Source organism: Candidatus Viadribacter manganicus (assembly GCF_001679665.1).
GTDB lineage: Bacteria > Pseudomonadota > Alphaproteobacteria > Caulobacterales > Aquidulcibacteraceae > Vitreimonas > Vitreimonas manganica.
The window spans coordinates 3250122-3276857 of record NZ_CP013244.1; the positions used below are offsets into that span (position 1 = coordinate 3250122).

24 protein-coding genes are annotated in these 26736 nt (G+C 61.1%); 11 read left to right on the forward strand and 13 right to left on the reverse strand.

Annotation, left to right across the window (positions count from 1 at the left end; translation table 11 throughout):
- Positions 1-5 precede the first annotated feature (5 nt).
- Positions 6-872, reverse strand: a complete 867-nt coding sequence (locus ATE48_RS16675) for a hypothetical protein (protein ID WP_228126670.1) — start codon at positions 870-872, stop codon at positions 6-8.
- A gap of 128 nt (positions 873-1000) precedes the next feature.
- Between ATE48_RS16675 and ATE48_RS20260 the strand changes: the two genes are divergently transcribed.
- Entirely contained in the window at positions 1001-1123 is a 123-nt protein-coding gene (locus tag ATE48_RS20260) for a hypothetical protein (RefSeq protein ID WP_257756531.1), read from the forward strand.
- Here the strand turns inward: ATE48_RS20260 and ATE48_RS16680 are convergent.
- Positions 1120-1557: a protein tyrosine phosphatase family protein gene (locus ATE48_RS16680; protein ID WP_066773528.1), complete on the reverse strand. Its 438-nt coding sequence runs from the start codon at positions 1555-1557 to the stop codon at positions 1120-1122. The two genes, ATE48_RS20260 and ATE48_RS16680, sit on opposite strands and share 4 nt — an antisense overlap.
- Before the next feature lie 92 nt (positions 1558-1649).
- Between ATE48_RS16680 and ATE48_RS16685 the strand changes: the two genes are divergently transcribed.
- Both ATE48_RS16685 and ATE48_RS16690 read left to right on the forward strand, forming a co-directional pair.
- Positions 1650-2579: an ABC transporter permease gene (locus tag ATE48_RS16685; RefSeq protein ID WP_066773531.1), complete on the forward strand. Its 930-nt coding sequence runs from the start codon at positions 1650-1652 to the stop codon at positions 2577-2579.
- Complete coding sequence (locus ATE48_RS16690) at positions 2576-3484, forward strand: ABC transporter permease (RefSeq protein ID WP_066773534.1); 909 nt, start codon at positions 2576-2578, stop codon at positions 3482-3484. The genes ATE48_RS16685 and ATE48_RS16690 overlap by 4 nt, the downstream gene beginning before the upstream one ends.
- A gap of 7 nt (positions 3485-3491) precedes the next feature.
- Here the strand turns inward: ATE48_RS16690 and ATE48_RS16695 are convergent, their stop codons facing one another.
- A complete protein-coding gene (locus ATE48_RS16695; protein WP_066773536.1) occupies positions 3492-4043 on the reverse strand; it encodes a hypothetical protein in 552 nt (183 codons plus the stop codon).
- A gap of 90 nt (positions 4044-4133) precedes the next feature.
- Between ATE48_RS16695 and ATE48_RS16700 the strand changes: the two genes are divergently transcribed.
- A complete protein-coding gene (locus ATE48_RS16700) occupies positions 4134-5765 on the forward strand; it encodes a peptide ABC transporter substrate-binding protein (RefSeq protein ID WP_066773538.1) in 1632 nt (543 codons plus the stop codon).
- 9 nt (positions 5766-5774) lie between these two features.
- Here the strand turns inward: ATE48_RS16700 and ATE48_RS16705 are convergent, their stop codons facing one another.
- The 3 genes from ATE48_RS16705 to ATE48_RS16715 are packed head-to-tail and all read right to left on the reverse strand — an operon-like array spanning position 5775 to position 9287.
- A complete protein-coding gene (locus ATE48_RS16705) occupies positions 5775-7964 on the reverse strand; it encodes a prolyl oligopeptidase family serine peptidase (RefSeq protein WP_066773539.1) in 2190 nt (729 codons plus the stop codon).
- A 43-nt stretch (positions 7965-8007) separates the two neighbouring features.
- Positions 8008-8838: a protein phosphatase 2C domain-containing protein gene (locus ATE48_RS16710; RefSeq protein WP_066773542.1), complete on the reverse strand. Its 831-nt coding sequence runs from the start codon at positions 8836-8838 to the stop codon at positions 8008-8010.
- A complete protein-coding gene (locus ATE48_RS16715; RefSeq protein ID WP_066773544.1) occupies positions 8838-9287 on the reverse strand; it encodes a MaoC family dehydratase in 450 nt (149 codons plus the stop codon). Before ATE48_RS16715 ends, ATE48_RS16710 begins: the two co-directional genes overlap by 1 nt.
- A 143-nt stretch (positions 9288-9430) precedes the next feature.
- Between ATE48_RS16715 and purL the strand changes: the two genes are divergently transcribed.
- Both purL and gor read left to right on the forward strand, forming a co-directional pair.
- Positions 9431-11662 carry a phosphoribosylformylglycinamidine synthase subunit PurL gene (gene purL, locus ATE48_RS16720; protein WP_066773546.1) on the forward strand — a complete coding sequence of 744 codons (2232 nt, stop codon included), beginning with the start codon at positions 9431-9433 and terminating at the stop codon, positions 11660-11662.
- Positions 11663-11677: 15 nt separating this feature from the next.
- Positions 11678-13063, forward strand: a complete 1386-nt coding sequence (gor, locus tag ATE48_RS16725; protein ID WP_066773555.1) for a glutathione-disulfide reductase — start codon at positions 11678-11680, stop codon at positions 13061-13063.
- Between the two features lie 37 nt (positions 13064-13100).
- Here gor and ATE48_RS16730 read toward each other — a convergent pair whose 3' ends face one another.
- On the reverse strand, positions 13101-13646 hold the full coding sequence (locus ATE48_RS16730) for a hypothetical protein (protein ID WP_066773558.1): 546 nt from the start codon (positions 13644-13646) through the stop codon (positions 13101-13103).
- A 217-nt stretch (positions 13647-13863) separates the two neighbouring features.
- Here ATE48_RS16730 and ATE48_RS16735 point away from each other — a divergent pair, with 217 nt between their 5' ends.
- Positions 13864-14736, forward strand: coding sequence for a ParA family protein (locus ATE48_RS16735; protein WP_066775301.1), 873 nt, complete (start codon positions 13864-13866; stop codon positions 14734-14736).
- Positions 14733-15224, forward strand: a complete 492-nt coding sequence (locus ATE48_RS16740) for a hypothetical protein (protein WP_066773561.1) — start codon at positions 14733-14735, stop codon at positions 15222-15224. The genes ATE48_RS16735 and ATE48_RS16740 overlap by 4 nt, the downstream gene beginning before the upstream one ends.
- On the opposite strand, the gene ATE48_RS16745 is transcribed toward ATE48_RS16740, so the two are convergent.
- Positions 15221-16243 carry a glycoside hydrolase family 5 protein gene (locus ATE48_RS16745; protein WP_066773564.1) on the reverse strand — a complete coding sequence of 341 codons (1023 nt, stop codon included), beginning with the start codon at positions 16241-16243 and terminating at the stop codon, positions 15221-15223. The genes ATE48_RS16740 and ATE48_RS16745 overlap by 4 nt on opposite strands.
- 190 nt (positions 16244-16433) lie before the next feature.
- Between ATE48_RS16745 and ATE48_RS16750 the strand changes: the two genes are divergently transcribed.
- A complete protein-coding gene (locus tag ATE48_RS16750; RefSeq protein ID WP_066773566.1) occupies positions 16434-18434 on the forward strand; it encodes an acetyl-CoA carboxylase biotin carboxylase subunit in 2001 nt (666 codons plus the stop codon).
- Between the two features lie 538 nt (positions 18435-18972).
- Positions 18973-20652: a DUF885 domain-containing protein gene (locus ATE48_RS16755; protein ID WP_066775304.1), complete on the forward strand. Its 1680-nt coding sequence runs from the start codon at positions 18973-18975 to the stop codon at positions 20650-20652.
- Here ATE48_RS16755 and ATE48_RS16760 read toward each other — a convergent pair.
- Positions 20649-21098, reverse strand: a complete 450-nt coding sequence (locus ATE48_RS16760) for a YaiI/YqxD family protein (RefSeq protein ID WP_066773568.1) — start codon at positions 21096-21098, stop codon at positions 20649-20651. The genes ATE48_RS16755 and ATE48_RS16760 overlap by 4 nt on opposite strands.
- 129 nt (positions 21099-21227) lie before the next feature.
- Here ATE48_RS16760 and ATE48_RS16765 point away from each other — a divergent pair, with 129 nt between their 5' ends.
- Positions 21228-22688, forward strand: coding sequence for a flavin-containing monooxygenase (locus ATE48_RS16765; protein WP_228126674.1), 1461 nt, complete (start codon positions 21228-21230; stop codon positions 22686-22688).
- A gap of 6 nt (positions 22689-22694) precedes the next feature.
- Here ATE48_RS16765 and ATE48_RS16770 read toward each other — a convergent pair whose 3' ends face one another.
- The 4 genes from ATE48_RS16770 to lipB form a co-directional block, all read right to left on the reverse strand.
- Positions 22695-23843: a pectin acetylesterase-family hydrolase gene (locus ATE48_RS16770; RefSeq protein ID WP_066773572.1), complete on the reverse strand. Its 1149-nt coding sequence runs from the start codon at positions 23841-23843 to the stop codon at positions 22695-22697.
- Positions 23844-24002: 159 nt separating this feature from the next.
- A complete protein-coding gene (locus ATE48_RS16775) occupies positions 24003-24404 on the reverse strand; it encodes a hypothetical protein (RefSeq protein ID WP_066773577.1) in 402 nt (133 codons plus the stop codon).
- 90 nt (positions 24405-24494) lie between these two features.
- The gene (locus ATE48_RS16780) at positions 24495-25823 is read right to left on the reverse strand and encodes a sensor histidine kinase (RefSeq protein WP_066773580.1); all 1329 of its coding nucleotides are present in this window, start codon (positions 25821-25823) and stop codon (positions 24495-24497) included.
- Between the two features lie 192 nt (positions 25824-26015).
- Entirely contained in the window at positions 26016-26681 is a 666-nt protein-coding gene (gene lipB / locus ATE48_RS16785) for a lipoyl(octanoyl) transferase LipB (protein ID WP_066773582.1), read from the reverse strand.
- Positions 26682-26736 lie beyond the last annotated feature (55 nt).

A 26736-nucleotide genomic window follows, 5' to 3' on the forward strand; every position in this document is an offset into this window, starting at 1 on the left:
TGGCCTCAGCCGACGACGTACTTACGGAAGGCATCCCGCAGCATATAGGTCGCTTTAATCTTGTCGGGCAGGTTGAGCCCGATGGGCGGCCCCATGTCAGTTTTGTTGGCGTCGACGATGTAAAGCTTGCCGTCAACTCGGTCGCGCAGAACATCAACACCGCCCCAATCCAAACCGATCTCGCGCGTGAAAGCGCTGATCTGATCCATCTCTTCGCGGCTGAAGACTTCTTCCGGCGTCTGCAGCAGCACTTCCGTGTTCGTATTGAGGAAGCGCTTGGTTACTTCGCGGCGCTTAATGAACACGAGCACAGGCTTACCGCCGACGGTGCAGGTGCGCAGGTCTTCCACGAGATTGATGTCCGCGCCGATCCGATTGTCGACGACACGCTGATATGCGCGGCCAGGAACCGGATTTGTGGGGCACTGGACGATGCGTCCATCGTGCGCGGCATTGATCTCGGATTTTTCGACTGCGAGACCATTAAAGGTTGCAGGATCCACCGCCAGCGGATTGCCGAACGCCGCAGCGCAGGCGCGGGCCACGTTCGTTTTCGATACATCGCGGCATCCGAAGTTTACCAGCTTCACGCCGGGCTTCAGCTTCGCCGGGGGATCGTTAGGGCTATACGTTGCGTCCTCGAACTGCATCACGACGTCGGCTTGCGAAGCTTCCTTCGCCAGCTTGGCGCCTGCGGCGCGCGACACTGAGAAAATCAAATACCAGGGACGCGCCCGCTCGGGCGTGAAAAAGATGGTGAAGCGCGGTTCCAGCGGCTTGATCGCTTTCGCAGCGAAAAAATAGCGGAACCATGCAGTAACCTGATTGATGATCGACGGTGAATAGGGAACGCGCGCGCCGGTCTTGCGCACGGTTAAGCCCGTTAGCCCGAACTCAAAGTCCTTAAGCCACACAGACCCGGAAGTCTGGAACACACGGGGCGTTGCATCTGTCACGAGGTTAAAGGCTCCGCGGCCCAGCGCTTGCTAGGGAGCGCGTCATGCAGAACGCACTCTCCGCCTGCCTGTTCACGTTGGATCGCGTGCGCACTGTGCTGCTCGCCCTGTCGCTAATCGTCTTAATGAAGACGGCGTGGATACTGTTGCTGCCAGCCGTTGGCTAAGCCTTCGGAGCCAGCGTTTCGAGCGCCCCCCGCGCCCCGGTTAAGTCGTACCCCGCCTTTTGAGCCAAGGCGATAATTTCGTCAGGCGTATGGCCGCCCGCCAGCGCTTGGGCCAGGGCCCAGGCTGTTATTGAGCGCGTGCCGGTTCGGCAATAGGCAAGGACAGGGCCGTTTGCCTCATCTAGGGCAGCCGCCGTTTCCGCAACGATCGCTGGGGCGGGCGGGAAACCCGAGAACGGCAGCGCCTTATAGGAGAGGCCTGCAGCCTCAGCCGCCGCCTTGATTTCCCCTGCAGTAGGCTGGCCGGGCGCCTCACCATCGGGCCGGTTCCCGATAATCGTCCGATAGCCCTCGGCTGCAGCCTGGGCGACGTCCTTGGCCGTGAGTTGCGCCGCCACGGCGAAGTCCGGCGTCACGCGTTTGAATTCACTCATCGCACCACCCTACATCGCAAAGTTGACATGGCCTTGCGGGGACGCAAGGTTTCGCGCGCTTCGCCACTGCTTCGGCGCCACAGGACCTGAGAATGCTAGCTCAAGCCGTTCGGCGCCTTTTGTTTGCGATACCTACGTTGCTCGCCATTGTCGTGGCTGCTTTTGTGCTGATGCACTTGGCGCCCGGCGGGCCGTTCACCAAAGAACGCCAAATGCCGCCCGAGATCGAGCGGCGCCTGCTGGCCGAGTACAATCTCGATCAACCGATCCACGTTCAGCTTGGCCACTATCTGGCCGGTCTCGCACGCGGCGATCTTGGCCCGTCGATGACTTACAAAGACAAGGACGTCGTCGACATCATCGCTGAGGGCGCGCCGACGAGCGCGATCCTTGGACTGAGCGCGATGGCGCTTGCGCTTCTTGTCGGGTCCAGTCTGGGCGTTGTCGCTGCGTTACGCCAAAATAAGGCGCAGGATTATTTGGTGATGGCGCTGGCGATTGCTGGTGTTTGCCTGCCGCCCCTTGTCGTCGGGCCGATCATGCAACTCTTCTTTGGGGTGGAGTGGGGGATTTTGCCGTCGCAGGGACTTCACCGCGACGAGTTCGGCGTCATCTATTTGCTGTTGCCGGTGCTGACGCTGTCGCTGCCAATCATCGCGATTGTTTCTCGACTGATGCGCGCCTCAATGATCGAGACGCTGCGTTCCAACGCCATTCGCACCGCCCGCGCCAAGGGGCTCCCTGAACAGCAAGTCATTTGGCGCCATGCGCTGCCGATCGCGATGCTGCCAATCATCTCCTATGCCGGGCCCGCGCTTGCGGGCGTGATGGCGGGTTCGTTCGTCATTGAAACGGTGTTCTCGCTACCGGGCATCGGCAAACAATTCGTGCTGGCCGCGCAGCAGCGTGACTACACGCTGGTGATGGGCGTCGTGCTCATCTATTCGTTCCTCATCATTCTCCTGAACCTCGCCGCGGACCTTATGTATCGCGTGCTAGATCCGCGGGCGCGCACGGCATGAGCGATATTCTGATCGACGACACGCCGCAGCCGCAGGCCGTAAAGGGACGTTCGCTCTGGGAAGACGCGCGCCGGCGCCTGATGCGCAACCCCGCCGCAGTCGCCAGCCTGTATGTCGTCGCCATTCTGGTTCTGATCGCCGTGTTTGGCCCGTTTTTGTGGGTCCACAAGTACGACACGATCTTCCGTGACAGCGTCGCCATCGCCCCGACGTTCAAGGACATGCACCTGCTCGGAACCGATACCGAAGGCCGCGACATGGTCGCGCGTCTCATTCTCGGGCTCGGTATCTCGATGCTGGTCGGCCTGGCCGCGACTGTCGTTGCGCTCACCATTGGCGTTGTCTGGGGCGCGGTGGCCGGGTTCGTCGGCGGGTTAGTTGATGACACGATGATGCGCGTTGTTGACGTGCTCTACGCCATTCCGTTCGTTTTCTTCGTCATCGTGTTGATGACGGTCGTCCAGTTTGACGATCCGGTGCTGAACCTGGTGCTGATCTTCTGCGCCATCGGCGCGGTTGAGTGGCTGACTATGTCGCGGATCGTGCGCGGTCAGACGCTCTCGCTTCGGCAAAAAGAGTTCGTGGAAGCCGCGCGCGCCGCCGGAGCCAAGCCGCTGGAAATCGTGTTCCGCCACATCGTGCCAAACGTCGTCGGCCCTGTTGTGGTGTTCGCGACGTTGAATATCCCAGTCATTATCCTGGCTGAGAGCTTCCTCTCGTTCATCGGCCTTGGCGTCCAGGAGCCGCTGACCTCGCTGGGCAGCCTGCTCTCGGATGGCAAAGACCAGATGACGACCGCGCCGTGGATGCTTATCGCCCCATCTGCGACGATGCTGATTACGCTGCTGGCGTTGAACTTCCTCGGCGACGGCTTGCGCGACGCGCTCGATCCGAAAGAGCGCTAGGCGTCAGCTATTGCTGACGCCGAACACGGAGCGCTGGGCCACCGGCGTCCACACGCATGAGATAGCTGCCGAGTGAGGCGCGTTCGATCGTCACCGTGCCGCCTTCGCGCACGTTGCGCGCCACTTCGTCATCGATCTGAACCCAGACCTGACCATTCGTCATCCGGAACGTCGACGGCATGTTGCGGCGATGGGTGACGCTGGCGACCGTCATTTGGATATTGTCGACGCGCTCAAACTGCGGGTTGTTCGGATTGTTGCTCGCGGTGTTGTCGTTGCTACCGAACAAGCGCGAGAGTGATGGCAGCGAGAAACCAAAGGCTTCGCGATCGACTTGCTGTGCGTGTTGGCGATCAACTGCGACAAGGTTCCCTGAATCTTGCGCTGCGCGGAGGTTGCCCACTGCCGCGTCGTAGCAGGCGAGGCGCTGGGCCTCGTCCGAAATGTTGCGGCAGGCATAAACGCGATCGAGCGCGTCCGGTGTCACTGTCGGCTGTTCCTGAGCCGCAACTGTGCCGGCCATTGTGATAAAGGCCAAGCTGGCCAAGACGATGCGCATAAAGTCCCCTCCCGTCGGAAGCCGGATCATCCTAGACTTTGCGGACAAACTTTGTCAGCCCGCGCGAGCAGGGTGTGACCGGAGAAGAATATGGCGGCGTTCTGGACCGATCGGCGGCGGCTTCTGGCCGGAGTGGGGGGCCTCACTGCGGCGGCTTCGCTGGGCGCCTGCGCCAACGGCAAGATCACCGGCTTCGACCGCGAAAAGCGTTCGCTCGACATCTGCAACCAAGGCGAGCCGCTGTCACTGGACCCGCATAAGGCGTCAGGTCAGTGGGAGAACAACATTATCGGCAACATGTTCGTCGGTCTCACCACGGAAAACGCCAAGGCCGAACCGATCCCCGGCATGGCGGAGCGTTGGGAAACCAGTGAAGACGGCCGGACATGGACGTTCTACTTGCGCCGCGCGCAATGGTCGGACGGCGAGGCCTGCGACGCGCATGATTTTGAGTTTGCGATCAAGCGTATCCTCGATCCCGCGAACCTCGCTGAATACGCAGCTATTCTCTATCCAATCAAAAACGCCGAGGCCGTAAACCAGGGTCATATGGCGCCGGACACGGTTGGCGTCACCGCGCTCGACGACCTGACACTCGAAATCAAGCTCGAGCATCCAGCGCCGTATCTGCCCGAATTATTGATGCACTACACCGCTTACCCGGTACCGAAGCACATCGTTGAAGCGCACGGCGACGATTGGGTCCACCCTGAGAACATCGCCGTCAATGGCGCCTTCACGCTCATCAAATGGTGGTCGAACTATATTGTCCACCTTGAGCGCAATCCGCATTTTTTCGATGCGGCCAATGTCGTGATGAACGACCTCTACTTTTACCCATCGAACGACGTGAACGCCTCTGCACGCCGCGTGATGAGCGGTGAGGCTGGCTGGTCGACGCGCTTTCCATCGAACCAAGTCGAGACGCTGCGCCGTGATTTGCCGGGCTACGTGCGCGTCGCGCCCTACCTCACGTGCAACTATTTCTCGTTCAACGTGACCAAGCCGCCATTTAATGACGTCCGCGTCCGCCAAGCCCTTGCGATGGCTTACGATCGAGACTGGGTCGCCGCGAATATCTACCGGACAGGAGAGCAGGCGGCCTACAAGTTTGTCCCGCCGGGCATCTCCAACTATCCAAACACCGCGCGCTATCCATGGGCGGACCAGTCGATCGAACAGCGCCGCGAAGAAGCCGTGCGCCTGCTGCGAGCGGCAGGCTACGGTCCCGACAATCCGCTGCGCTTCGAATACTCACATCGCAACACCAGCGATAATCCGCGTGTTGCCGTTGTTGTTCAAAACAATTGGCGTGAGATCGCGCCGTGGGTGACAGTCGAATTGCGCGGCGTCGAAACCCAAGTGCACTACGCCAATTTGCGCGCAAAGAACTTTGATGTCGGCGACGGCGGTTGGATCGCCGACTACAACGACGCGAAGAACTATCTCTATCTGTTCGAAACCCGCACGGGTCCGCAAAACTATCCGGGTTACAGCAACCCCGAATACGACCGCTTGGTGCACGAAAGCGATTTCGAAGCGGACGCGACCCGCCGCGGCGAGATGATGGCGCGCGCCGAGCAGATTGCGCTCACCGATGCTGTCATCTGCATGAGCGTGTTCATCAACTCAACGAACCTCGTTCACCCCGACCTCACCGGTTATGAGGATAATCTCAACGATTATCACCGCGCCCGCTGGTTCGGGATCAAGAATGACTAGAGGCTGGCGCTAGAACGGCCCGCCGGCCTCTTCGGCGCCGATCGCTTTGATCGCGAACGCGTAATCGTGAGCAAGCTCGCGCAGATATTCAAAGCGCCCAGCCGAGCCGGCATGGCCCGCGCCCATGTTCATCTTGAGTAAGATCGGTTTGCCGCTCGTTGTGTGCGGGCGAAGCTTCGCAACCCACTTCGCAGGCTCCCAGTACGTTACGCGCGGATCCGTGAGGCCGCCGGTTGAGAGCACGGCTGGATAAGCCTTCTGCGTCACGTTCGTGTACGGGCAATAGGACGCCATGTAGTCGTAAGCGGCCGGGTCTTCGAGGGGGTTGCCCCATTCGGGCCATTCCGGCGGCGTGAGCGGCAGTGAGGTGTCACTCATCGTGTTAATGACGTCGATGAACGGCACGCCGCCGATTACGCCCGCCCAAAGATCAGGCCGCATGTTGTTGATCGCGCCCATCAACAAGCCGCCCGCAGAGCGGCCTTCGCAAACGATATTGCCTGGGCGACCGTAGCCTGCACCAATCAACTCCTCCGCCACAGTGACGAAATCGCTGAACGTGTTGCGCTTGTTGAAACGGCGTCCATCCTGGAACCAGCCGAAACCCATTTCCGAGCCGCCGCGCACGTGGGCGATCGCGTAGATCCAGCCTCGGTCGACCAAGCTGAAGCGGCGGATCGAGAAATCCGCATCCATTGAGATGCCGTACGAGCCGTAGCCATAAAGATAGAGCGGGGCCGTGCCGTTGAGCTGCGTGCCGCGCTTGTAGAGCACCGTGATCGGAATGCGCTTGCCATCGCTTGATGTCGCGAAAAAACGGCCGGTGAGATAATCGTCCGGATTGTGACCCGACGGAATTTCTTGGGTCTTGCGCAGCACCTGGGTTTTTGCGCCCATGTCGTAGTCGAACCACTTCAGCGGCGTGGTTGGCGACTCGTAGATGTAGCGCAGTGTGGCCGTGTCGAACTCATAACCGCCAGCGACTTCGATATTGTACGCCTGCTCAAGCAACGAGATGTCGTGCTCGGCGCCGCTGCGATGGCGGACGACGATGCGCGGAAGTGCGTTCACGCGCTCGGAACGGATGAGATAATCCTTCGTCGCGTGGAGGCCGAGAATGTAACGGCCCGCTTCGTGCGCCATGAACTCGCGCCACTGCGGGCGACCTGTGCGCCCAGGTTCTGCGGTCATGATCTTGAAGTCGACCGCGCCATCGGCGTTGGTCACGATGTACCAGCGTCCGTCCCAATGCGTCGGCGTGTAGAGCATGTCCGGTTCACGGCGGCTAAATAGAGCCGGCTGCGCCGTGGGGTCGCTCGCGGCGATCGTGTAATATTCCGACTGACTGCCGTTGCCGGCGCTGATCAGAATGAACTCTTCGCTTTCGCTCGGGCCCACGCTGAGGAAAAAGCCGTCATCCGGCTCGTCGTAGACAAGCGTGTCTTGGCCGCCGCGCGCAGGGCGCCGATAGATTTTAGCTGGGCGCCCGTTGTTGTCGCGGAACGTCCAGAAGATCAGCTGTGAATCCGGCGACCAGCAGAAATCACCGGTGCAATCGCCAATATGAGACGCCAGCGTTTGGCCGGTCGCGAGATCCTTCACATAGACCGTGTAGATTTCCGAGCCCTGCTCATCGACGGCGTATGCATAGAGCGAATGGTCCGGCGAATGCTGTGCAGCGATGACTTTATAAAACGTTTTGCCCTGCGCTTGTGCATCGACGTCGATCAGCACTTGCTCGGGGCCCTCACGACCGCGCGGGCGGCGAACGAGCTTCGGATGCTGCGCGCCGGTTTCAAAGCGGCGATAATATTCCCACGGACCATCCGGCGACGGCACAGATGAATCGTCCTCTTTCGTCCGCCCGCGCATCTCCTGATAGATGCGTTCCTGCAGCGCCGCGGTCGAAGCCATCATGCTTTCGCGATAGGCGTTCTCTTCATCGAGGTAGGCGCGGATGTCGGCCTTCAGCAGCGACGGATCGCGCATGACTTCTTGCCAATTGTCGTCCTTCAGCCATGCGTAATTGTCGATGCGCGTGCGACCCAATTGTTCGATGATCTTGGGTTCAATGCGTGCGATGGGCGGTGCAAGTGGCGTGGTGGTGTTCGGCATGGTGGCATCCGTGGAGGCGCAAGCGGGAAGGAGGGCGGCGATAGGCAGAGCGGCGCTGGCCTGGAGGAGTTCGCGACGGTTCATGGTTCGCCTTCTGCGGTGAAGCGGAGTGTGCGGTCAAACGCCTTTAGGTGAGCCGCAACAAAATCGCGGTTGCATCGTCGCTTTGCTTAAAGCGTGGATGTTGTGAGCCGGATGCGTCGGCAGTTTCGATGGCGCGCAGTTCGCGGCCAAGTTCCTGCAGCCCTACGTTCACGGCTGCTTTCACCAAAGCCGCTGGCTCATAGGTGCGGTAGCGGTCTGTCAGCGCGGCAAAGCCGTCCGTCATAAGCAGCAGGTGCGCTGGGCGCTTGAGTGAGATCGTCCAGGTTCGCGCATGATCGGCGCAGGCCGGATGCAAGCCAAATGTCCAGAAGCGGCCGCCCTCCTGGTTGATCGCGGCGCGGTTGCGGCGCAGCGTTTCGATGGCGGCTTTGCGCTTTAACAGCGGCTTGTCCGCTTCGGGTTGCGAAGCTGCCAGCTTGATCTCGTCGTCGAGCCCGCCATGGCCGCCGACCGTCTGCACGCCGTTCGCATCTAGTGCGAATACACGGCAATCGCCAAGGTCGATGCCCTCAATGACGCCGCTCTCGTTTTCCGTGAGCATGAGCAAGGACGCAGTCGGTAATTGCCAACGTTCGATGCTCTTTCCGCGCGTCATGTAGGAGAATGCGTTCGCCGCCGTCTCGCTCGCCGTGCGCACTGCCTCGCGAAGATCGCCGTAGGTCCAAGCATTGAGGCTGGTGTTGGCGACCTGCGCGACCCAACTGGCGTCGGAGGCGGTTTTTGTTAGCGGCGTTTCGCTGAGATCGGTCGCGCCGTCGATCACCCATGCGCCGTTACGCTGAAAACCCAGCGTATCGTCGTTTTGTTTGTTGCGATCGCCGGCAAGCGAGATCGCTTCAACGAAAGTGAGCATCAGCCCGGGAAGATCAGCGAGACGACCTCAGCCACGCACGCCGGGCGCTCTTGGCCTTCGATCTCGATGGTGAACTCGTTGACCACCTGATAGCCGCCGCCGCGCGGCTCGCAGGTGAGCATTTTGGCGCGCATCCGCAGGCGTGAGCCAACTGGCACCATGTTGGTGAAGCGGACCTTGTTCGAGCCGTAATTGATGCCGCGCGACACACCCGTATAGCTGACGATGTTCTTGGCCAGGAACGGGATCAGCGAGAGCACCAGATAGCCGTGCGCGATCGGCGCGCCGAGTTCTTTGGTGGCCCGCTCAACATCGACGTGGATCCACTGGTGATCGCCCGTGGCGTCAGCGAAACGATTGACCCGGTCCTGGGTAATCTCGAGCCAGTCGGACACGCCGATCTCCTGGCCCACCAGGGTCTGGATGTCGGACAGCGGAATTTCGCGCATAGGGAAGTCTCCTTAGGTTTTGGGAGTAAGCCGGGCGTTCGGACTTGTCGAGTTGTCGCCACGTTCCACCTGGGAAGGAGCCCTGCGTGGTTGCGCCAGGCGGGCCAATTGCCCCTCCAAGCGACACACGCTATCTGCCGCCCATGTCCCTAGATCCGCTCGCGCCAGGAACCCTGGCTCTCGCCGAAGAATTCGGCCTCTCCAAGGACGAATACGACCTGGTGCTGAAGAAGCTCGGGCGCACCCCGAACACCACCGAGCTGGGCATCTTTTCGGTCATGTGGAGCGAGCACTGCTCTTACAAGTCGACCCGGGTCCATCTGGCGAAATTCCCGACCAAGGCGCCGCATGTGATCTACGGCCCGGGCGAGAACGCCGGCGCTATTGATATCGGCCAGGGGCTGGCGGCCATCTTCAAGATGGAAAGCCACAACCATCCAAGCTTTATCGAACCGTTCCAGGGCGCCGCGACCGGCGTCGGCGGCATTTTGCGCGACGTCTTTACGATGGGCGCGCGTCCGGTGGCGATCATGAATGCGCTGCGCTTTGGCGAGCCCGAGCATCCGAAGACGCGCAAGCTCGTTGACGGCGTCGTCAGCGGCATCAGCTTTTACGGCAATTGTGTCGGTGTCCCGACCGTGGGCGGCGAGACCAATTTCGACGCGCGCTATAACGGCAATATTCTGGTCAACGTGTTCTGCCTGGGCATCGCCGATAAGAACAAGATTTTCACCAGCGCCGCCAAGGGTGCGAACAATCCTGTCGTGTACGTCGGCGCCAAAACCGGCCGCGACGGCATCCACGGCGCCACGATGGCGAGCGCCGAATTTGTCGAAGGCGAAGATGGCTTGCGTCCGACGGTCCAAGTCGGCGACCCCTTCCTCGAAAAGCTTCTGATCGAAGCCTGCCTCGAACTCATGGCCACCGACGCGATCATCGGCATTCAGGACATGGGCGCTGCGGGTCTCACTTCGTCATCGGTTGAGATGGCCTCGAAGGGCGAAGCCGGCATCCTGCTCGATCTCGACGCCGTGCCCGCGCGCGAAGAGGGCATGACGCCGTACGAATTCATGCTCTCGGAAAGCCAAGAGCGTATGCTGATGACGCTGAAGCCGGGACGCGAAGAAGAGGCCAAGCGCATCTTCGAAAAATGGGGCCTCGACGCCGCCGTCATTGGCCAAACAACCGACACCGGCAATCTGACGCTCCGCTGGCATGGCCAAATCGTTTGCGACATTCCGCTCGGGCCATTGGCTGACGAAGCGCCGAAGTACGAGCGTCCGTACGTGCAGCCGCTAAAGGCTATTCCGCTCACTGAGGGCGAGCAGCAGCGTCTCACGAGCGAGTATCCCGGCTTCGTCAATTCACTCACGACGTTGCTCTCGCAGCCCGATCAGGCCTCCAAGCGCTGGATCTGGGAGCAATACGATCGCCACGTCATGGGCGACACTTTGGCTGACAGCGGCAGCGATGCCGCCATTGTGCGCCTCTACGGCTCCAAGCGCGCACTCGCGATGACTTGCGATGTCACGCCGCGTTACGTCGAAGCCGACGCGTACGAAGGGGGCAAGCAGGCCGTCGCTGAGGCTTGGCGCAATCTCACGGTCACCGGCGCGCGCCCGCTCGCGGTGACCGACAATCTCAATTTCGGCAATCCGCAACGACCGGAAGTGATGGGCCAGATCGTGCACGCGATCGAAGGGCTCGCCGAAGCTTGCCGCGAACTTTCATTTCCGGTGATCAGCGGCAACGTCTCGCTCTATAACGAGACCAACGGCCAAGCGATCCTGCCAACCCCCGCGATCGGCGGCGTGGGCATCATTGAAGATCTCGAGCGCCGTGCGACGGCCGATGCGTTGAAGCAGGGCGACACGCTCGTTCTGATCGGCGAAACGGCCGGCCACCTTGGTCAGAGCGTTTACGCCCGCGATCTCTTCAAGCTCGGTGGCGCGGCCCCCAAGGTTGATCTCGCGCTTGAAAAGAAGAACGGTGATTTCGTGCGTTCGCTCATTTCAGAGGGCGCCGTGCGCGCTGCGCACGATCTCAGCGACGGCGGCCTCGGCATTGGCGTCGCTGAGATGGCGCTTGGCTCAAATATCGGCGTCTCGCTCGGCTATCAGGGTGATCTCGGCGACGCAGCGTTTCTTTATTCTGAGGATCAGGCGCGCTATCTCATTGCTGTTCCCGCCGGCAAGATCGACGACCTCGACAAGCGCGCCCGCAGCGCCGGCGTGAGCTATCTCGTCGTCGGCGAAGCCGGTGGCCGCGAGATCAGCTTCCTTGGCGCTGGCGGCGATCGTGAGCGCATTTCACTCGATGACCTACGCAAGGCTCACGAAAGCTGGCTCCCAGCCTATATGAAGAAGGCGCACTGAGCGCCCGGAGGGCAAATGCCCCAACACGATTACGACCTCATCGTCATTGGCGCGGGCTCCGGCGGCGTACGCGCGGCGCGTTTGGCCGCGAAGACCGGCGCCAAGGTTGCAATTACAGAACAGGTTCAAGTCGGAGGCACGTGCGTGCTGCGCGGTTGCGTGCCGAAAAAGCTCCTGGTGTACGCGTCCGAATATTCGCAAGCATTCCGCGACGCCAAAGGCTTTGGCTGGACTGTGGATTGGGCGCGCTTTGATTGGACTACGCTCCGGGATTCCGTGCAGGCCGAAGTGAGCCGCCTGAGTGGGCTCTATCTTCAAAATCTCACCAATGCCGGTGTCGAACTCTTCGAAGATCGCGCCGTGCTCACCGATCCGCACACTGTGCGTCTCGTGAGAGAGGGGCGTTATCTCAGCTCCGATAAGATACTCATCGCCACCGGCGGTCACACCTATCGGCCAGAAGAAACGCCGGGCCAGGAACTCGGCATCACATCGACGGATGCTTTTCTGCTGAAGGATCTGCCATCGCGCGTCGTCATCGCGGGCGGTGGTTTCATTGCAGCAGAATTTGCGACGATTTTTTCCGGGCTCGGCGTTGAAACCACGATCGTTTATCGGGGCGAACGCATTTTGCGCGGGTTCGATCACGATGTTCGCGCTCACGTGCAAGCCGATCTGGCGCGGAGCGGCGTCAACATCATTTGTGGCTCGACTATCGATGAAATCGCGCCGCTCGCCGCCGACCGCAAACTCGTTACGCTCTCAAACTCAATGCGCATAGAGGCCGATCAGGTGCTGTGGGCAGTGGGCCGTGTGCCCAACACGATGAACATGGGACTTGAAGCAGCGGGCGTTCGCCTCACAGAGCGCGGCGCTGTCGCGGTTGACGAATACTCGCGCTCTAGCGTGCCGCATATCTCAGCCGTCGGCGATGTGACCGACCGCGTGAATTTGACGCCGGTCGCCATCCGCGAGGCGATGGCTTATGTCGCGACCGAGTTTTTGAGCACGCCGACTGCCTTCGATCACGCCGATGTTGCGAGCGCAGTGTTCTCGCGCCCGCCAGTTGGCGCCGTAGGGCTGACAGAGGAGGCCGCGCGTGCGAAGGGGCGCAAGCTCAAGATCTTTCGCTCCACCTTCCGGCCGATGAAGCACATCCTCGCCGGCAATGAGCAGAAGACTCTGATGAAGATGATCGTCGATGTCAAAACCGATCAGGTGCTCGGCGTTCATATTGTCGGGGCTGACGCACCTGAGATCATCCAGGTCGCGGCAGTGGCGGTGAAAGCGAAGCTCACAAAAGCGCAGTGGGACTTAACCTGCGCCGTCCACCCGACCGCCGCCGAAGAATTGGTGCTCATGGGCGAGCCCGTCAGCCACGACAACGAGGCGCCCGCCTAAGCGGACGCCTCGCGTCGCTCCACGTTAGCGTCGACGTTTAGCGGCGTTGGGTCGGTCCGCCTTCGAGCCAATCACCGCGATCGCGGCTGTCGCGATCGTCACGGCGATCATCGAAGCGGCCGTCACGGCCATTGCGATAATTGCGGTCATTTTCGTTGTTCCAGTTGCGGTCGTCCCGGTCGTAGTCGCCGAAGCGGCCATAGTTGCGGTCGAAGTCGCGCGCTTCACGCCATGCGTAGCTGCGGTGCGAGATGTGCGGCGCGAAGATCCGATCGATCGGGCGGCGGTGGCGGCCGTCGAACACGAACGCGACACAGCCTTGGCGGTTGCAGCGATCGGTGTACGCGTACGTCATGCCAGGCTCGAAATTGAACGGCCGTTGCAGCAGGCGATAGAACATCCGGTCGTTTCGATCGAAGGTCATCACGCGACCGTCCTTGCGGATGGTGATTTCGATGCCGGTGCGAAAATCACGGTCGTAGCCACGATCGCGGTCACCGCGCCGGAAATCCTGCGCCGAGGCGGCGCCAGCGGTCGCGAGGGTCAAAGCGGCGAGAGCCGCAGCAAAAAACTTCGTCTTCATGGTACTTTGCGCTCCCGGGACGACTCTTGTCGTCCTTGTGTCTCAACGACCCTCGAGGCGCACATTGGCGCCGTGGCGCTGAATCCTGACTGAGGTTCATGTTCGGATTGCAGTGGGGAACGCTGCGTCCATGGCTTGACCCAAATTTACCAGAAACTAACCCTCCGCGCCGACCGTCCGGGGTTCAAAAATTATGGACGAACAGAAAGGGGCAAGAATGCCCGCGCGCATTATCTCGGTGATCAACATGAAGGGCGGCGTCGGCAAATCGACGACGACGGTCTCCCTCGCCGAAACGCTCGCGCATCACCAGCGCCGCCGCGTGCTCGTGATCGATCTCGATCCGCAAACCAACGCTTCGATCATGGTCGCAGGCCCTGAGAAGTGGAACGGCATGCGCGAAGCCGAGCGAACGCTCGATTTTTATTTCGAGAGCTACATCGTTCAGCAGAAGCCGAAGCCCTTCAAACAACTGATCGAAAAAAACGTCAGTGACTTGAAGGGCAAACCCGACGTCGCACTCTGTGCATCCGCGCCGGAATTCCGCATCGTCGAACGCGACATGATAGAGAGCTTCGTCAAACGCGGCTTCCAGATCGACATGATCCAGAAGTGGATCCTCGAGCGCTTCGCCAACGGCATCAAGAATGTCATCAACGACTACGATTACATCCTGATCGATTGCCCGCCCGGCATTTCACTGTTCGCGGAAGCGGCGCTGATTGCGGCGGACACGATCCTCGTGCCTTCGATCCCGGATTACGTGTCGCGCTTGGGACTTATCACATTCCGCAAGCGTGCGCTGCGCCTCATCAACGAGCGTCGCGGCGGGCCGTCACAACTCATGGTGCTCGCCACCAAGTACGAAGACGGCTTCTCGCTGCATCGTTCTGAAGCGCAATTGCTGAAGGACAATCTCGGCGACGCAATGTTCGATGTGCGCATCCCGCAGCACGTCGATATCGCCAAGGCGGCGGAATGGTCGGAAACCCAACGTACTTTCGAACAAAAGTACGGCCAGATGGCTAGCACTGTTAAAAAGCTCGGCGAAGAATTCCAGAGCAAGGTGGAGCTCGCGCCCAGTCTATGAGTCTCAACAAAACGCTCGATCGTCTGTTCGATGAAATTCGCCGCGAGGCGAAGCGCAATCCCGATTTCGCCGATCGCCTCGACGCCGTACTGCAACGTCACGACAGCCGCCGCGATGTCGCCGAGGACGTGTTGGATGAGGTCGCCCGGGACGAGGACGCGCCGGTCGCTACGGCGTCGGGAAGGCCCAAGCGCAATAAACCTGGCGCCGTTGTGCCGAGCGCACCGCAGCCTTCTGAATCCGTTGCTTCGCCGGTCGGCCTGGCGCCCGAGATCAATCCTGCGGGTGTCTTCCGCAAAGGCGGTGAAGATGGCTTGCGTGCGGCGCTCGCAGATCAGGATCTAAGCGCACTTCGCGCGCTTGTTGCCGAGCACAATCTCGATCCGAGCGGCGTCACGCCTTCGCTCACGCGCGATGAACTCGCCGCCCACATCGTCGCGCAAGCCAAACGCCGCGCCGAGCGCGACGAAAAGATGTTCGATTACTAGTTCTCGGCGATCCACGCGTCGCGCGCGAACAGCGCGTCGCGGAGTTCGGGAATGAACGCCTGCTTCGTGCGATCCCAGATCGGGAATGCGCCGGCAAAATCCCAAACGCACCAGCCAAGCCCGTAGGCGATGCACGCCTCGCGCGCCGTGCGCGTCCACGCTACGCGCTGCGCCAGTGGCGCAGCGGTGTTCACGCCGAACTCCCCGAGTTGCATCGCGTATCCATATTGGGCGCCCCATTGGTGGGCGCGTTCGATGTGTTGGCGTACGAGGTCGCGATCAGCATCCGTTCCCCAATCACGGCCAAACACGGGCGCGTCCGCGCCCATCCATTCGGCGTTCTGGTGCGTGAAGGCGTGCGGCTCGTAATAGTGCACGCTCACGGCAATGTTTTCTCCTTCCGGCGGGCGCCAATCGCGCAGCGCATCGATGTTCTGCCAATTGCCTGGCCCGAGCACGATTAAGCGCTCTGCTCCGCCGCGATCGCGGATGACTGCAACAACGTCGCGCTGCAAATCCATCAACGCGCCCGCGCGCCAGTTCGGCCCGTTCGGTTCGTTGAACGGCTCCAGGATCAACCCAGCCGGTGCGCCGCGGTAGTGATGAGCGATCACGCTCCACATACCGAGAAAACGATCACGTTGCCGCGCCGGTTCGCTGATCAGCCGCTCGTAGTGATGCATGTCGAGTTGCACCATAAGTCCGAGGCCCAAGGCGTGCTCGACGATCTCGTCGACCCGGCGCCAGAAGTTGCCACCCAATGCATAAGGCGGCGTCGAGCCGGCGTGTGCGTCGAACCGCACTGGCAGGCGTACGCCATCGAAACCCGCGTCGCGGATGGCGTTGAGATGCGGCAACTCGATCCGGTAGCCCCAGTCGCCCTCATTGGGCGCTTCGAGCGCATTGCCGAGATTGACGCCGCGTCGCATGGGAAAGGGCATGACGGGCGCTTGGCTCTGAGCGGGTTGAGAGCAAGCCGCGAGGGCGGCCGCGCCTGCAATGACTTCACGACGATTCATGTTGACACCCTACCACCACCCATTCCTGGAGCGATGCGGAACGCGGAGCCCGAGACCCATAAGCGCTTGTGCCTGAGCGTTACCCGCGAGCAGGCGAGGTTTATGGGCCCCGGACTGTTCGCCAAGCCCTCGCATCCGGGGGATGGGTGAGAGGATGACGGATCGAATAAACCCCGCTAACACCGCCCCGATGTTCGATAAAATCCTGATCGCCAATCGCGGCGAAGTCGCTGTCCGCATTATCCGCACCGCTCGCCGGCTCGGGATCAAGACGGCGATCGTCTATTCTGAGGCCGACGCCGATAGCCTTGCCGTGGATATGGCCGATGAGGCCGTTTTCATCGGTCCGCCGCCCGCGGCGCAATCCTACCTCGTTATCGACAAGATCGTCGCAGCCGCCAAGCAAACCGGCTCGCAAGCGATCCATCCAGGTTTTGGCTTCCTTTCGGAGAAAGCGGAGTTCGCAGACCGGCTCGAAGCTGAGAAGCTCGTATTCATCGGTCCCAACGCTCACGCCATCCGCGCCATGGGCGACAAGATCGAATCCAAGAAGAGCGCCGCCGAAGCTGGCGTCTCGTGCGTGCCAGGGTTTATCGGCGAAATCGATGGCGTCGAGCATGCCATGCAGATCTCCGAAGAGATCGGCTACCCGGTGATGATCAAGGCGAGCGCGGGCGGCGGCGGCAAAGGCATTCGCGTTGCTTACAATCGCAAGGAGGTGGAAGAGGGCTTCCCGGCGGTGCGCGCTGAAGCCAAAGGCGCCTTCGGCGACGATCGCATCTTCATCGAGAAGTTCGTCACCGCTCCGCGCCACATCGAGATCCAAGTGATGGGCGATAAGCACGGCAACGTCGTGCATCTGTTCGAGCGTGAGTGCTCGATCCAGCGCCGCAACCAGAAGGTTATCGAAGAAGCGCCGTCGCCACTGCTTGACGAAAAGACGCGCATGGCGATGGGTGAGCAAGCCTGCGCTCTGGCGCGCGCCGTGAATTACGATAGCGCCGGCACCGTCGAGTTCGTCGCCAGCGGCGCCGACAAGAGCTTCTACTTCCTCGAGATGAACACCCGTCTCCAGGTTGAGCATCCGGTATCGGAAATGATCACCGGCCTCGATCTCGTCGAGCAGATGATCCGCGTCGCCGCCGGTGAGCCTCTCAAGTTCAAGCAGAAGGATCTGAAGATTAGAGGCTGGGCGATCGAAAGCCGCATCTATGCCGAAGATCCTTACCGCAACTTCTTGCCGAGCATCGGCCGTCTGCGCGCCTATCAGGCGCCCGCCGAAGGCAAAACCGGCGATGTCACGCTCCGCAACGAAACTGGCGTTCGCGAGGGCGACGAGATTTCGATGTTCTATGATCCGATGATCGCCAAGCTCATCACTCATGCGCCAACGCGCATCGCGGCGATCGACGCCCAAGCCGCGGCGCTCGACAATTTCCTCATCGACGGCATCGCCGACAACATCCCGTTCCTAGGCGCGGTGATGGAGGAAAAGGATTTCCGCAAAGGCGATTTCACCACCGCCTACATCAAGCAGCATTTCCCGGGCGGGTTTGAAGGCGTTCCGCCGACAAGCGAACAAGAAAAGCTCTTGATCGCGACCGCCGCGATCGCTCGTTCTTTCACCGCTCGTCGCGCTCGCGACATTAGCGGCGGCTTAAACGGCGGCGCCAAGAGCTGGCAGCGTGACTGGACCGTCATTCTCAACGGCGCCCACCATCTCACCAGCGTCGATCTTGATGACACTGGTGCTGGCGTCACCGTCGACGGCAAAACCCATCGTCTCGACACTGTCGCGCGCCCCGGCGCCCGCATCATCAGCGGCAAGTTCGATGGCAAGCCGTTCTCGGTCAAAATTAAGACCGCGCCAGGCGGCTACACGCTCCGCCATCGCGGCGTAACTGTGCTCGCGCAAGTTGCAACGCCGCGCGGGGCCGAACTCCATAAGAAGATTCCGGAAAAGCAGAAGGCTGACACCTCTAAACTTATCGTCTCACCGATGCCGGGCCTCGTTATCTCCATCGACGTGAAAGCGGGGCAGGAAGTAAAGTCAGGCGAAGGCGTCGCTGTCGTCGAAGCGATGAAGATGCAAAACATCATCCGAGCCGAACGCGATGGCGTAATCGCGAAGGTGAATGTCGCCTCGGGCGCCAGCGTGGCGGCCGATGAGGTGATGATCGAGCTGGCTTAGGCTCGTATGGGGCTGGAGTGGGCGTCTTAACCGGCGCCAATGCCTTCTCGGGTCACTCGGCCCAGGTGTCGTGTCTTCGCTTATTTTCTCTGTTTGGTTCACCAATGTAGCTCCGCCAGCCCCGCACGGTGGTGGCTATCTTGTGACGAGCGATGTTGATCGCGTCGGATTGCTCAGTGCGCTTTTGGTCTGGCCATTTTAAGTTTCTATCCTTTTTCGAGGCGCGCGCACGATCTCGGTTGGTCAGGCTTTCGCGTAATCGCGGGCCTGTGCGTTGTATATTTGTGCTCGGTTGCGGTGTCGTTCTGGCCGTCGATCGACGGGGCTTGGCCCGACATCGCGCTCGCTATTGTGCTGACGTTGCTCTTATTGTGGTTGTTGTTCGCGCCAGGGCAGACCGATGCCAATCGATTTGCTGGTCCGCCGCGAAATGAGTGGTTGCCGTAGGCTTCGTTCGCCGCGCCATGGGACGCTCGTCGATTTCTGGCTAGCGATCTTTCGCGCGCTCCGCCAATCTGCGCCTCGCAAGGGGATCGCCATGAACAAGTTTATCGCGCTCGCAGCCGCAGCATTGCTGACGCTCGCCGGCTGCAACCAATCCGCTAACTGGGATCAATTCCAGAACGCCTTCATCGAACGTGCGTTCGAAATCGATCCGACATTCGGCGCCAGCCAGGGCCGTCACGAATTCGATGGCCGTCTCCCGGATTGGAGCGAAGGGGGCCTCACTGGCGCCAAGACATTCCTGCGCGATACGATCACGCAAGCTGAAGCCATGAGTGGCCTCAACGAAGAGCAGGCCTTCCAGCGCGACTATCTCGTCGCTGTCGCGCGCGGTCAGCTCTTCTGGCTCGAAACCGCCGATCAGCCGCACGCCAATCCGGCATATTACATGGGCGCGCTCAGCCCCTCGATGTACGTCGCGCGTCCTTATGCGGCCGCGGACGTCCGCCTGCGCGCTTACATTCGCTACCTCCAAGCCGTGCCGAACGCCGCACAACAAATCCGCGCCAATCTCCGCACGCCTATGCCTCTGACCTTCGTCAATTACGGACGCTCGTCCTTCGGCGGCCTCGCTGATTATTATCAAGGTGACGGCAAGGCAGCGTTCGCAGAAGTCACTGATGCGGCCTTGCAGACCCAGCTGACGGAAGCATCCAACGCCGCCTCGGTAGCCATGCGCGAACTCTCCGACTGGGTCGAAGCGCAGCGTCCGAACGCCACCAGCGATTTTGCTCTCGGCGCCGAGCGCTTCTCACAAATGCTGCGCGACACCGAAATGGTCGATCTGCCGCTTGAGGAAATCGAACGCATTGGCCGCGAAGATCTCGCGCGCAATCAAGCCGCGATGCGCGAGGCCTGCGCGCAATTCGCCCCAGGGGTCACAATCTCGCAATGCATGTCGCGTATGGGCGAGCACAAGCCGGAAGGCGGCTCAGTCGAAGGTGCGCGCGCGCAGCTCGCGGGGCTTCGCCAGTTCATCGCCGATAATAATCTCGTCTCTATTCCGGGAACGGAGGAGGCGCAGGTCGCTGAGGCGCCGCCTTTCCGCCGGCAGAATTTCGCCTATATCGACATTCCCGGCCCATATGAGACGAACCTTCCGTCTGTCTATTACATCGCGCCGCCTGACCCATCATGGCCCGCGCAAGTTCAGCACGACTTCGTGCCGGGACGCGCCGAACTCCTGTTCGTTTCAGCGCATGAAGTCTGGCCAGGCCACTTCCTCAATTTCCTCCACGCCAACCGCTCGCGAAACCAGTTCGGCCGTGTCTTCGTTGGCTACGCTTACGCGGAGGGCTGGGCGCATTACACCGAAGAGATGATGTGGGATGCGGGCCTCGGCAACGGCGATCCGGAAACGCACGTTGGCCAGATCTCCAACGCGCTTCGCCGTGATTGCCGTTTCCTTTCGGCGATCCTCATGCACACGGGCCGCATGACTGTCGATCAGTCGCGCGAAATGTTCGTCAACGAATGCTATCAGGACGAAGGCAACGCGCGTCAGCAAGCAGCGCGCGGCACCTATGATCCGGCTTACCTCAACTACACGCTGGGTAAGTTGCTGATCCGCCGGCTACGCGAAGATTGGACCGCCACGCGCGGCGGCCGAGAAGGCTGGCACGATTTCCACGACGAGTTCCTGAGCTATGGGGGGCCGCCAATCCCGCTCGTCCGCCAACAAATGATGGGCGGTGAAGCGCAGGCGGTGTTCTAAAGCCGCTTTGCCTTCATCACCGCCGCATCCAGCGCCGAGAGAAAGCGCGAGCGGTCCGCTTGGCTGAAGGGCCGCGGGCCGCCTCCGCCTTCGCCGAACGAGCGCAGATGCTCCATCAGTTCACGTTGCGCCATCGCCGCCCCAATCGAGCTTTCCGTGAACGCCTTGCCGGTCGCGCCTAACGCGGCGGCGCCCGCTTTCAGGGTGCGGTCCGCCAGCGGAATGTCGTTGGTGACAACGATGTCGCCGCGCTGCACGCGCTCGGCGATCCAATCGTCGGCGATGTCCGGGCCCGCTTCGACCACCGTGAGTTTCACATCCGGCGGCACCCGCATGAAGCTGTTCGCGACCACCTGCACCGGACAACCTGTCCTCCTCGCCACGCGATAAATCTCTTCCTTCACAGGGCAGGCGTCAGCGTCCACAAAGATTGTCGGAATAGGCATTGGCTCTCCAGGCGCCGTTTCAACCCATGTAACGCCGTCTGCCAAGCGCCTAGCTCGCGCCACGTCATTTGACTTGCCTCAACAGCTGGGGCCCCGACTGGTTCGAGCATGCCGCTGTGGAGCGCGTACATGACCGAGCATTTTGACGTTTTGATCGCAGGCGCCGGCATTTCCGGCATCGGCTCAGCGTATCACTTGAAGCAGCAATGCAGCGGCAAGAGCTTCGTCGTGCTCGAAGCGCTCGAAAGTTTTGGCGGCACTTGGCTGATGCACACCTATCCCGGTGTCCGCTCGGATAGCGATCTGCACACATTCGGTTATCGCTTCAAACCGTGGATTGGCCCGCCCATCGCGACTGCCGCCGAAATCCTCGACTACATGGGCGATGTCATCAAGGAAAACGATCTCGCGCCGCATATTCGCTACCGGCACAAGATCATCTCGGCCTCATTTTCGCGCACCACCAATCTCTGGACCGTGGAAGCCGAACTTGGCGACGCGGGCGAACGGCGCGTTTTTACCTGCAACTTCCTTTGGATGTGCCAAGGCTATTACGAGCACGCCCGAGGCTACACGCCCGATTGGCCGGGGATGGAAGATTACAAAGGCGAGCTGGTTCATCCGCAAACTTGGCCCAAGGACATCGACCTAAAAGACAAGAGCGTGCTCGTCATCGGTTCGGGCGCAACCACCGCCACCGTCGTCCCGGCCATCGCCAGTGCGTGCAAGCACGTCACTGTCCTCCAGCGCTCGCCGACCTATTTCATTCCGGGCCGCAACATCAATGAACTGGTGGAAATGCTGCGCACCATCGGCGTTGACGAAATGACGGTGCACGACATTGCCCGCAAGAAGATCCTCTACGATCAAGACAAGTTTACGCACCGTGCGTTCGATGAACCCGAAACCGTGAAAGAGGAGCTGCTAAGCGGCGTGCGCCTCTTCCTTGGCCCCGATTATGACATGACCCATTTCACGCCGCGTTATCGTCCGTGGCGTCAGCGCATTGCCTTCGTACCAGATGGTGATCTCTTCCAGGGCATCGCCGCCGGCAAGGCAACCATGGTCACAGATGAGATCGATCGCTTCACCAAAGCCGGCGTGCTCTTAAAGTCAGGGCGTGAGCTTGAAGCGGATGTGATCGTCACCGCGACTGGCTTCAATCTCAGCGTGCTCGGCGGCATTGCGTTCACCGTCGATGGTGGGCCGGTGAATTTCGCCGACACCGTCACGTATCGCGGCATGATGTTCACCGGTGTGCCGAACATGGTTTGGGTGTTCGGCTATTTTCGCGCCAGCTGGACGTTGCGCGTCGACCTCATGGGCGATTTCGTCTGCCGTTTGCTGAAGTTCATGGACGAGAAGGGGGTGCACCGCGTCGAAGCTGTCATTCCCGAGAGCCAGCTGAATATGAAGCGCTTGCCATGGATCGACCCCGAGAATTTCAATCCAGGTTATCTTATGCGCCGCATGGACCTCTTGCCGAAGCGCGGCGAGAGCTATGAATGGCAGCACACACAGGATTATTGGCGCGAGAAAGAAGAGCTTCCGGCGATCGATCTTGCCGCGCCGGTGTTCAAATACGGCTAGCGGATTTCAGTACGAACACCGCGTCGGACGCACCATGCAATTTTCGCACGCGCGATTTTGCCATCCGGCGCCGTTCGCACTGAGTGCGGCGGCGAGCCATTCGGCCAATGGCGCGCCGCCGCTTTGCTCGGTGTAGAAGCGCGGCGTGCGCAAGATTGAGTGGGTTTCGCCGGAGGCGAGGTAGGAACGGAAATTCCCCGCATGCTGGCGCTGCGCGAGGGCTGTCGTCATGTTCGCGGTCCAGGCAAGACAAGCGTTCTCCGCACCCATCAGGGCGTAGAAGCTCGACTGAGTAATATCGTGCGCGGTTGTGTACTGCGCGAAGCGGTCGCCAGGATAGCGGGCAGCGAGCCGGCCTACGACATCGACTTCCGGTGTCAGCACCGTGTTGCGTGCAAACACTTCCCGCGGCAGTGCAAATCGCCAGCTCGCATTGCGTTGATCAAGGAACTCTTGAGTCATCACGCCTTGCCCGGCGTCGCCCAGCATCAGCGCGCGCCCGCGCGGGAACGCGGCGCGGATGCGCGGAAAGTGCGTTGAAGCGCCGTAGGCGCCGGCGCTTGATCCCGCGACCAGGATTTGCTCAGGCTGGGGAAAGTTATCTTTCAACCAATGCAGGACGACACGGAAATTGTCGGCGCCGCGATGTTCGATTGTATAGGGCTCGCCAGTGTCCGGATCCCTATAGCGCGCCGTGTTCGAACCTGAGTGAACATCGCCGGTGCAATAGGGCACATAGACGAAGCTCCAATCGCGCACCGGATTGCGCGGATTGTCCAAGTCGAAAATGCCGCTGAAGCGGTTCGGATTGTCGCTCGGAATGAGTTCGGCTTTGTAGAAACCGTCATCGTCGCGTTCGGCTTCGCGCCGGCGTGGGATCGCGCACGTCACATCATCCCAACACGCGCCGCCGCCGTCGAAGAAAACGACGAGTCCATCCAACGTGCCGCGCCGAAACCAAAACCGGTACGCCGGATCGGTGCCTGCAGCATGCGAGCAGGTAGCTTCGTAGAGACGTCCATCGAGCCGCGTGGCGTCGGGCGTGATTTGCACCCAACCATTTTGTGCTTCGGCCGGGGCATCAGCCCGCGCGGCGCCGCAGCCGGCAAGCGCCAGCGCCGCTAAAACCACCCATGCTCTCAAACCGCCCAACATCGCCTCAGCCCTACCGCCAAGCTCAATTAGACGCACCCGCCAAGGCGGGAGCGGCGCGGAAATGCGGAGATTTGATGAAACGGCTTCGGCCTGTGCGCAAACGAAAGGCCAGAGACCGTCGAGGTCTCTGGCCCAGATTAGAAGCGGTGGTGTGTAGCGTTAGCTCTGAGCGCGGCGCTTGGTTGCATAGTCGATGATCGAGAGCAGCAGGAAAGCCGTTCCAACCGAACCCAGAATGATCGCCGGGATCCACATGCCGTGGCGCGCATCGCCGCCCGGATCGAAGCCGTCCATCACGTAACCGGTGGCGATGAAGCCGCCCGCCAGAGCCAGCAGGATCACGGCGCTGCCGAGGCTTTTACGGGCGCGATTGCCCTCGTCGAGAAGGTTCTGCGTTAGCTGCTGAACCAGGGTTGGGTCGAGGTTCTGCCCGCGCGAGAGCGCTTGCGAAACGAGATCGTGCGCCGAACGCTTGGTGCGCTCCTTCGAAAGCTGCGGCACCAAGATGATCGCAGCTAGAAAACCAAAAAACACAAACGGTACAAAGATTTCGGCGTCCATTGTCAGCTCCATAGCCTAGGGACGTTTGCCCTATTGCTGACACAGATGCGGGGCGCGGCGGCTTTGGACGCAGGGCCGCTAAAAAAAAGCTCAGCGACTGGGGCCCGCGTCGATCCACAAGGTGAACGTTGCGCCTTTGCCGGGCTCGCTTTCGCAGCGGACATCGCCGCCCATCAGCCGGGCCAAGCGGCGCACCAAGGTCAGCCCGAGGCCCGAACCGTCGGAGCGCCGCGCGGCGCCGGTTTGCCCTTGCACGAAGGGGTCGAATATCCGCGCCTGGTCTTCCGGGAGAATGCCGGGGCCGGTGTCTGCGACGCTGAAGACTAGTCGCTCGCGTGCGCCCAGTTGTTCGCGGCGCGCGCTGACGCGGATATCGCCGTCACGCGTGAACTTCGCGGCGTTCGAGACCAGCTGCATCAAGCACTGATGCAGACGCATATGGTCGATCTCAGCTTCGCCAAGCGCATCGCTACCAGTCACCGTGACGGTGTTATTGTTCACCATCGCCAGCGGCAGCGCCGCTTCGCGCAATTGTTGCAACACCGCTGTTGCGAGCCCGCGCTCGCGCCGAAGCTCGATCGCGCCCGTCTCCAGTTTCGAAAGATCCAGGATGACATCGATGACGCTCAGCAGCTGCCGCGCCGAGGTGCGTATCTTGGCTGCATCCTCGGCAATGGGGCCGCGTTCGGCTTCTTCTTCGATGAGTTCGGCATAGCCGATGACCGCATTCAGCGGCGTGCGGAGCTCATGACTCATAGTCGCCAGGAATTGTGACTTCGCGGCATTGGCCTGTTCCGCGCTCGAACGCGCGCTTGCGTGCTTGGCGAGATTGCTCAGAAGCACCTGGCGATCGAAGCCGAACATGGATGCCGCGAGCAGAAGCGCCGCCAGAGTCGAAACACCGATCGCCGCCTCGATGCTCAGCCCCTCGGTCACGAGCGGCGCTGACAACGACATGAACGCCAATGGCGCGACGCATGAGAGCAACAGCCAGCGATTGGCGGAGAAATAGACGAACAAGTGGTTGGCCGAACCGCAGATCCAAGCCGTCGCGAGCACCATCCCCACCGGCACGCCCGTCGTGAACACCGCCACCGGATAGATCGTGTACGCCACCGCGCCGATGAAATTGAGCGCCGCTAGCCAGCCGAAGCCGCGCGCCGACGAATGCTTCGCGGCCGGCAGCGCGAATGTGCGTTCGAGCCACGGCCGTAGAGCGAGCTCCCAGCCCAGAATGAAGGCGAACCAGATGAGCGCCGGCACGAGCGGCAGCATGGCCAACGAAAGCGCCACCATCGCGCCCGTAAACCCAACGCGCGGCCAAGTTCCCGTGCGCACGTTAGCGACGACGTCCTCAACCGTTTGCGCGCCATCCCACGCGCGACCCCTGATCGTGTCGGGGAGAGAATCAGCTGTCATCAATTGACCCTATCGCGCTGTGTGTTGCGCAGGTGTGATCGTGGTGTGATGCCAGTTGGTGCTGCCGCGAGGCAAAGAGAAGGCGCGCTTGCGAGGCGCGCCTTAAAGTCTGCAAGAGAGGAGGGTGTGAAGTTCGCCGCTACGTGCGCAGCGCGGCGCGATCCGCCGGCGGATGCTATTATCTCTCGCGGCCTAGGCCGGGGGCGTAGCAAGTCCCGTCGGTCCAAAAATACGATGAAAAGAACTGCGCAACGCCGCGTCGGCATCGCTCATCGTTACGGGCAAGCCAAGATCGACCAGGCTTGTCACGCCGTACTGTGGCGCTGAGATTCCGCATGGCGTGATGCCGGAGAAATGCTCCAAGTCGGGTTCGACGTTGAACGCAATGCCGTGAAAGCTCACCCATTTGCGCAGCCGTACGCCGATCGCAGCAATCTTATCTTCGCGCGCCCAGCCCGGGCCTTTGCGTTCCACCCAGACGCCGACACGGCCTTCACGGATTTCGCCTTTGACATTGAACGCCTCGAGCGCGCCGATGATCCAGCGCTCCAGATCGGTGACGAACTTGGTCACGTCACGACCGCGTTCGCGTAGATCGAGCATAACGTAAGCCACGCGCTGGCCGGGGCCATGATAGGTGAACTGTCCGCCGCGTCCGGTGCGGAAAACAGGAAACCGGTCCGGCGCGAGTAGGTCGTGTTCCTTGGCGCTGACGCCTGCCGTGTAGAGCGGAGGATGTTCCAGAAGCCAAATGAGTTCGCTGGCCTCGCCGTTCGCGATGGCCGCAGCGCGTGCTTCCATCGCCGCCACGGCGGCTTCGTAGTCCACAATTCCAGGAGATACCGCCCAGCCGATCATTCGTTCACACGCTCGCAACCCTTTCAGGTTGGACTAGAGCAGAATCAAATGGGGT

Bases quoted from the DNA above. Each gene is read 5' to 3' on its own strand.
- ATE48_RS16715 (WP_066773544.1), bottom strand. From the start codon at position 9,287: ATGCGCGAAATTCCGCTGTCCGACATCCAGACCCTGGTGGGCCAGGAG.
- ATE48_RS16700 (WP_066773538.1), top strand. From the start codon at position 4,134: ATGGCGGCGTTCTGGACCGATCGGCGGCGGCTTCTGGCCGGAGTGGGG.
- ATE48_RS16775 (WP_066773577.1), bottom strand. From the start codon at position 24,404: ATGGACGCCGAAATCTTTGTACCGTTTGTGTTTTTTGGTTTTCTAGCT.
- ATE48_RS16735 (WP_066775301.1), top strand. From the start codon at position 13,864: ATGCCCGCGCGCATTATCTCGGTGATCAACATGAAGGGCGGCGTCGGC.
- ATE48_RS16680 (WP_066773528.1), bottom strand. From the start codon at position 1,557: ATGAGTGAATTCAAACGCGTGACGCCGGACTTCGCCGTGGCGGCGCAA.
- ATE48_RS16730 (WP_066773558.1), bottom strand. From the start codon at position 13,646: ATGAAGACGAAGTTTTTTGCTGCGGCTCTCGCCGCTTTGACCCTCGCG.
- ATE48_RS16745 (WP_066773564.1), bottom strand. From the start codon at position 16,243: ATGAATCGTCGTGAAGTCATTGCAGGCGCGGCCGCCCTCGCGGCTTGC.
- ATE48_RS16705 (WP_066773539.1), bottom strand. From the start codon at position 7,964: ATGAACCGTCGCGAACTCCTCCAGGCCAGCGCCGCTCTGCCTATCGCC.
- ATE48_RS16740 (WP_066773561.1), top strand. From the start codon at position 14,733: ATGAGTCTCAACAAAACGCTCGATCGTCTGTTCGATGAAATTCGCCGC.
- purL (WP_066773546.1), top strand. From the start codon at position 9,431: ATGTCCCTAGATCCGCTCGCGCCAGGAACCCTGGCTCTCGCCGAAGAA.
- ATE48_RS16685 (WP_066773531.1), top strand. From the start codon at position 1,650: ATGCTAGCTCAAGCCGTTCGGCGCCTTTTGTTTGCGATACCTACGTTG.
- ATE48_RS16710 (WP_066773542.1), bottom strand. From the start codon at position 8,838: ATGCTCACTTTCGTTGAAGCGATCTCGCTTGCCGGCGATCGCAACAAA.
- ATE48_RS16780 (WP_066773580.1), bottom strand. From the start codon at position 25,823: ATGACAGCTGATTCTCTCCCCGACACGATCAGGGGTCGCGCGTGGGAT.
- ATE48_RS16695 (WP_066773536.1), bottom strand. From the start codon at position 4,043: ATGCGCATCGTCTTGGCCAGCTTGGCCTTTATCACAATGGCCGGCACA.
- lipB (WP_066773582.1), bottom strand. From the start codon at position 26,681: ATGATCGGCTGGGCGGTATCTCCTGGAATTGTGGACTACGAAGCCGCC.
- gor (WP_066773555.1), top strand. From the start codon at position 11,678: ATGCCCCAACACGATTACGACCTCATCGTCATTGGCGCGGGCTCCGGC.
- ATE48_RS16770 (WP_066773572.1), bottom strand. From the start codon at position 23,843: ATGTTGGGCGGTTTGAGAGCATGGGTGGTTTTAGCGGCGCTGGCGCTT.
- ATE48_RS16765 (WP_228126674.1), top strand. From the start codon at position 21,228: ATGACCGAGCATTTTGACGTTTTGATCGCAGGCGCCGGCATTTCCGGC.
- ATE48_RS16755 (WP_066775304.1), top strand. From the start codon at position 18,973: ATGAACAAGTTTATCGCGCTCGCAGCCGCAGCATTGCTGACGCTCGCC.
- ATE48_RS16690 (WP_066773534.1), top strand. From the start codon at position 2,576: ATGAGCGATATTCTGATCGACGACACGCCGCAGCCGCAGGCCGTAAAG.
- ATE48_RS16750 (WP_066773566.1), top strand. From the start codon at position 16,434: ATGTTCGATAAAATCCTGATCGCCAATCGCGGCGAAGTCGCTGTCCGC.
- ATE48_RS20260 (WP_257756531.1), top strand. From the start codon at position 1,001: ATGCAGAACGCACTCTCCGCCTGCCTGTTCACGTTGGATCGCGTGCGC.
- ATE48_RS16760 (WP_066773568.1), bottom strand. From the start codon at position 21,098: ATGCCTATTCCGACAATCTTTGTGGACGCTGACGCCTGCCCTGTGAAG.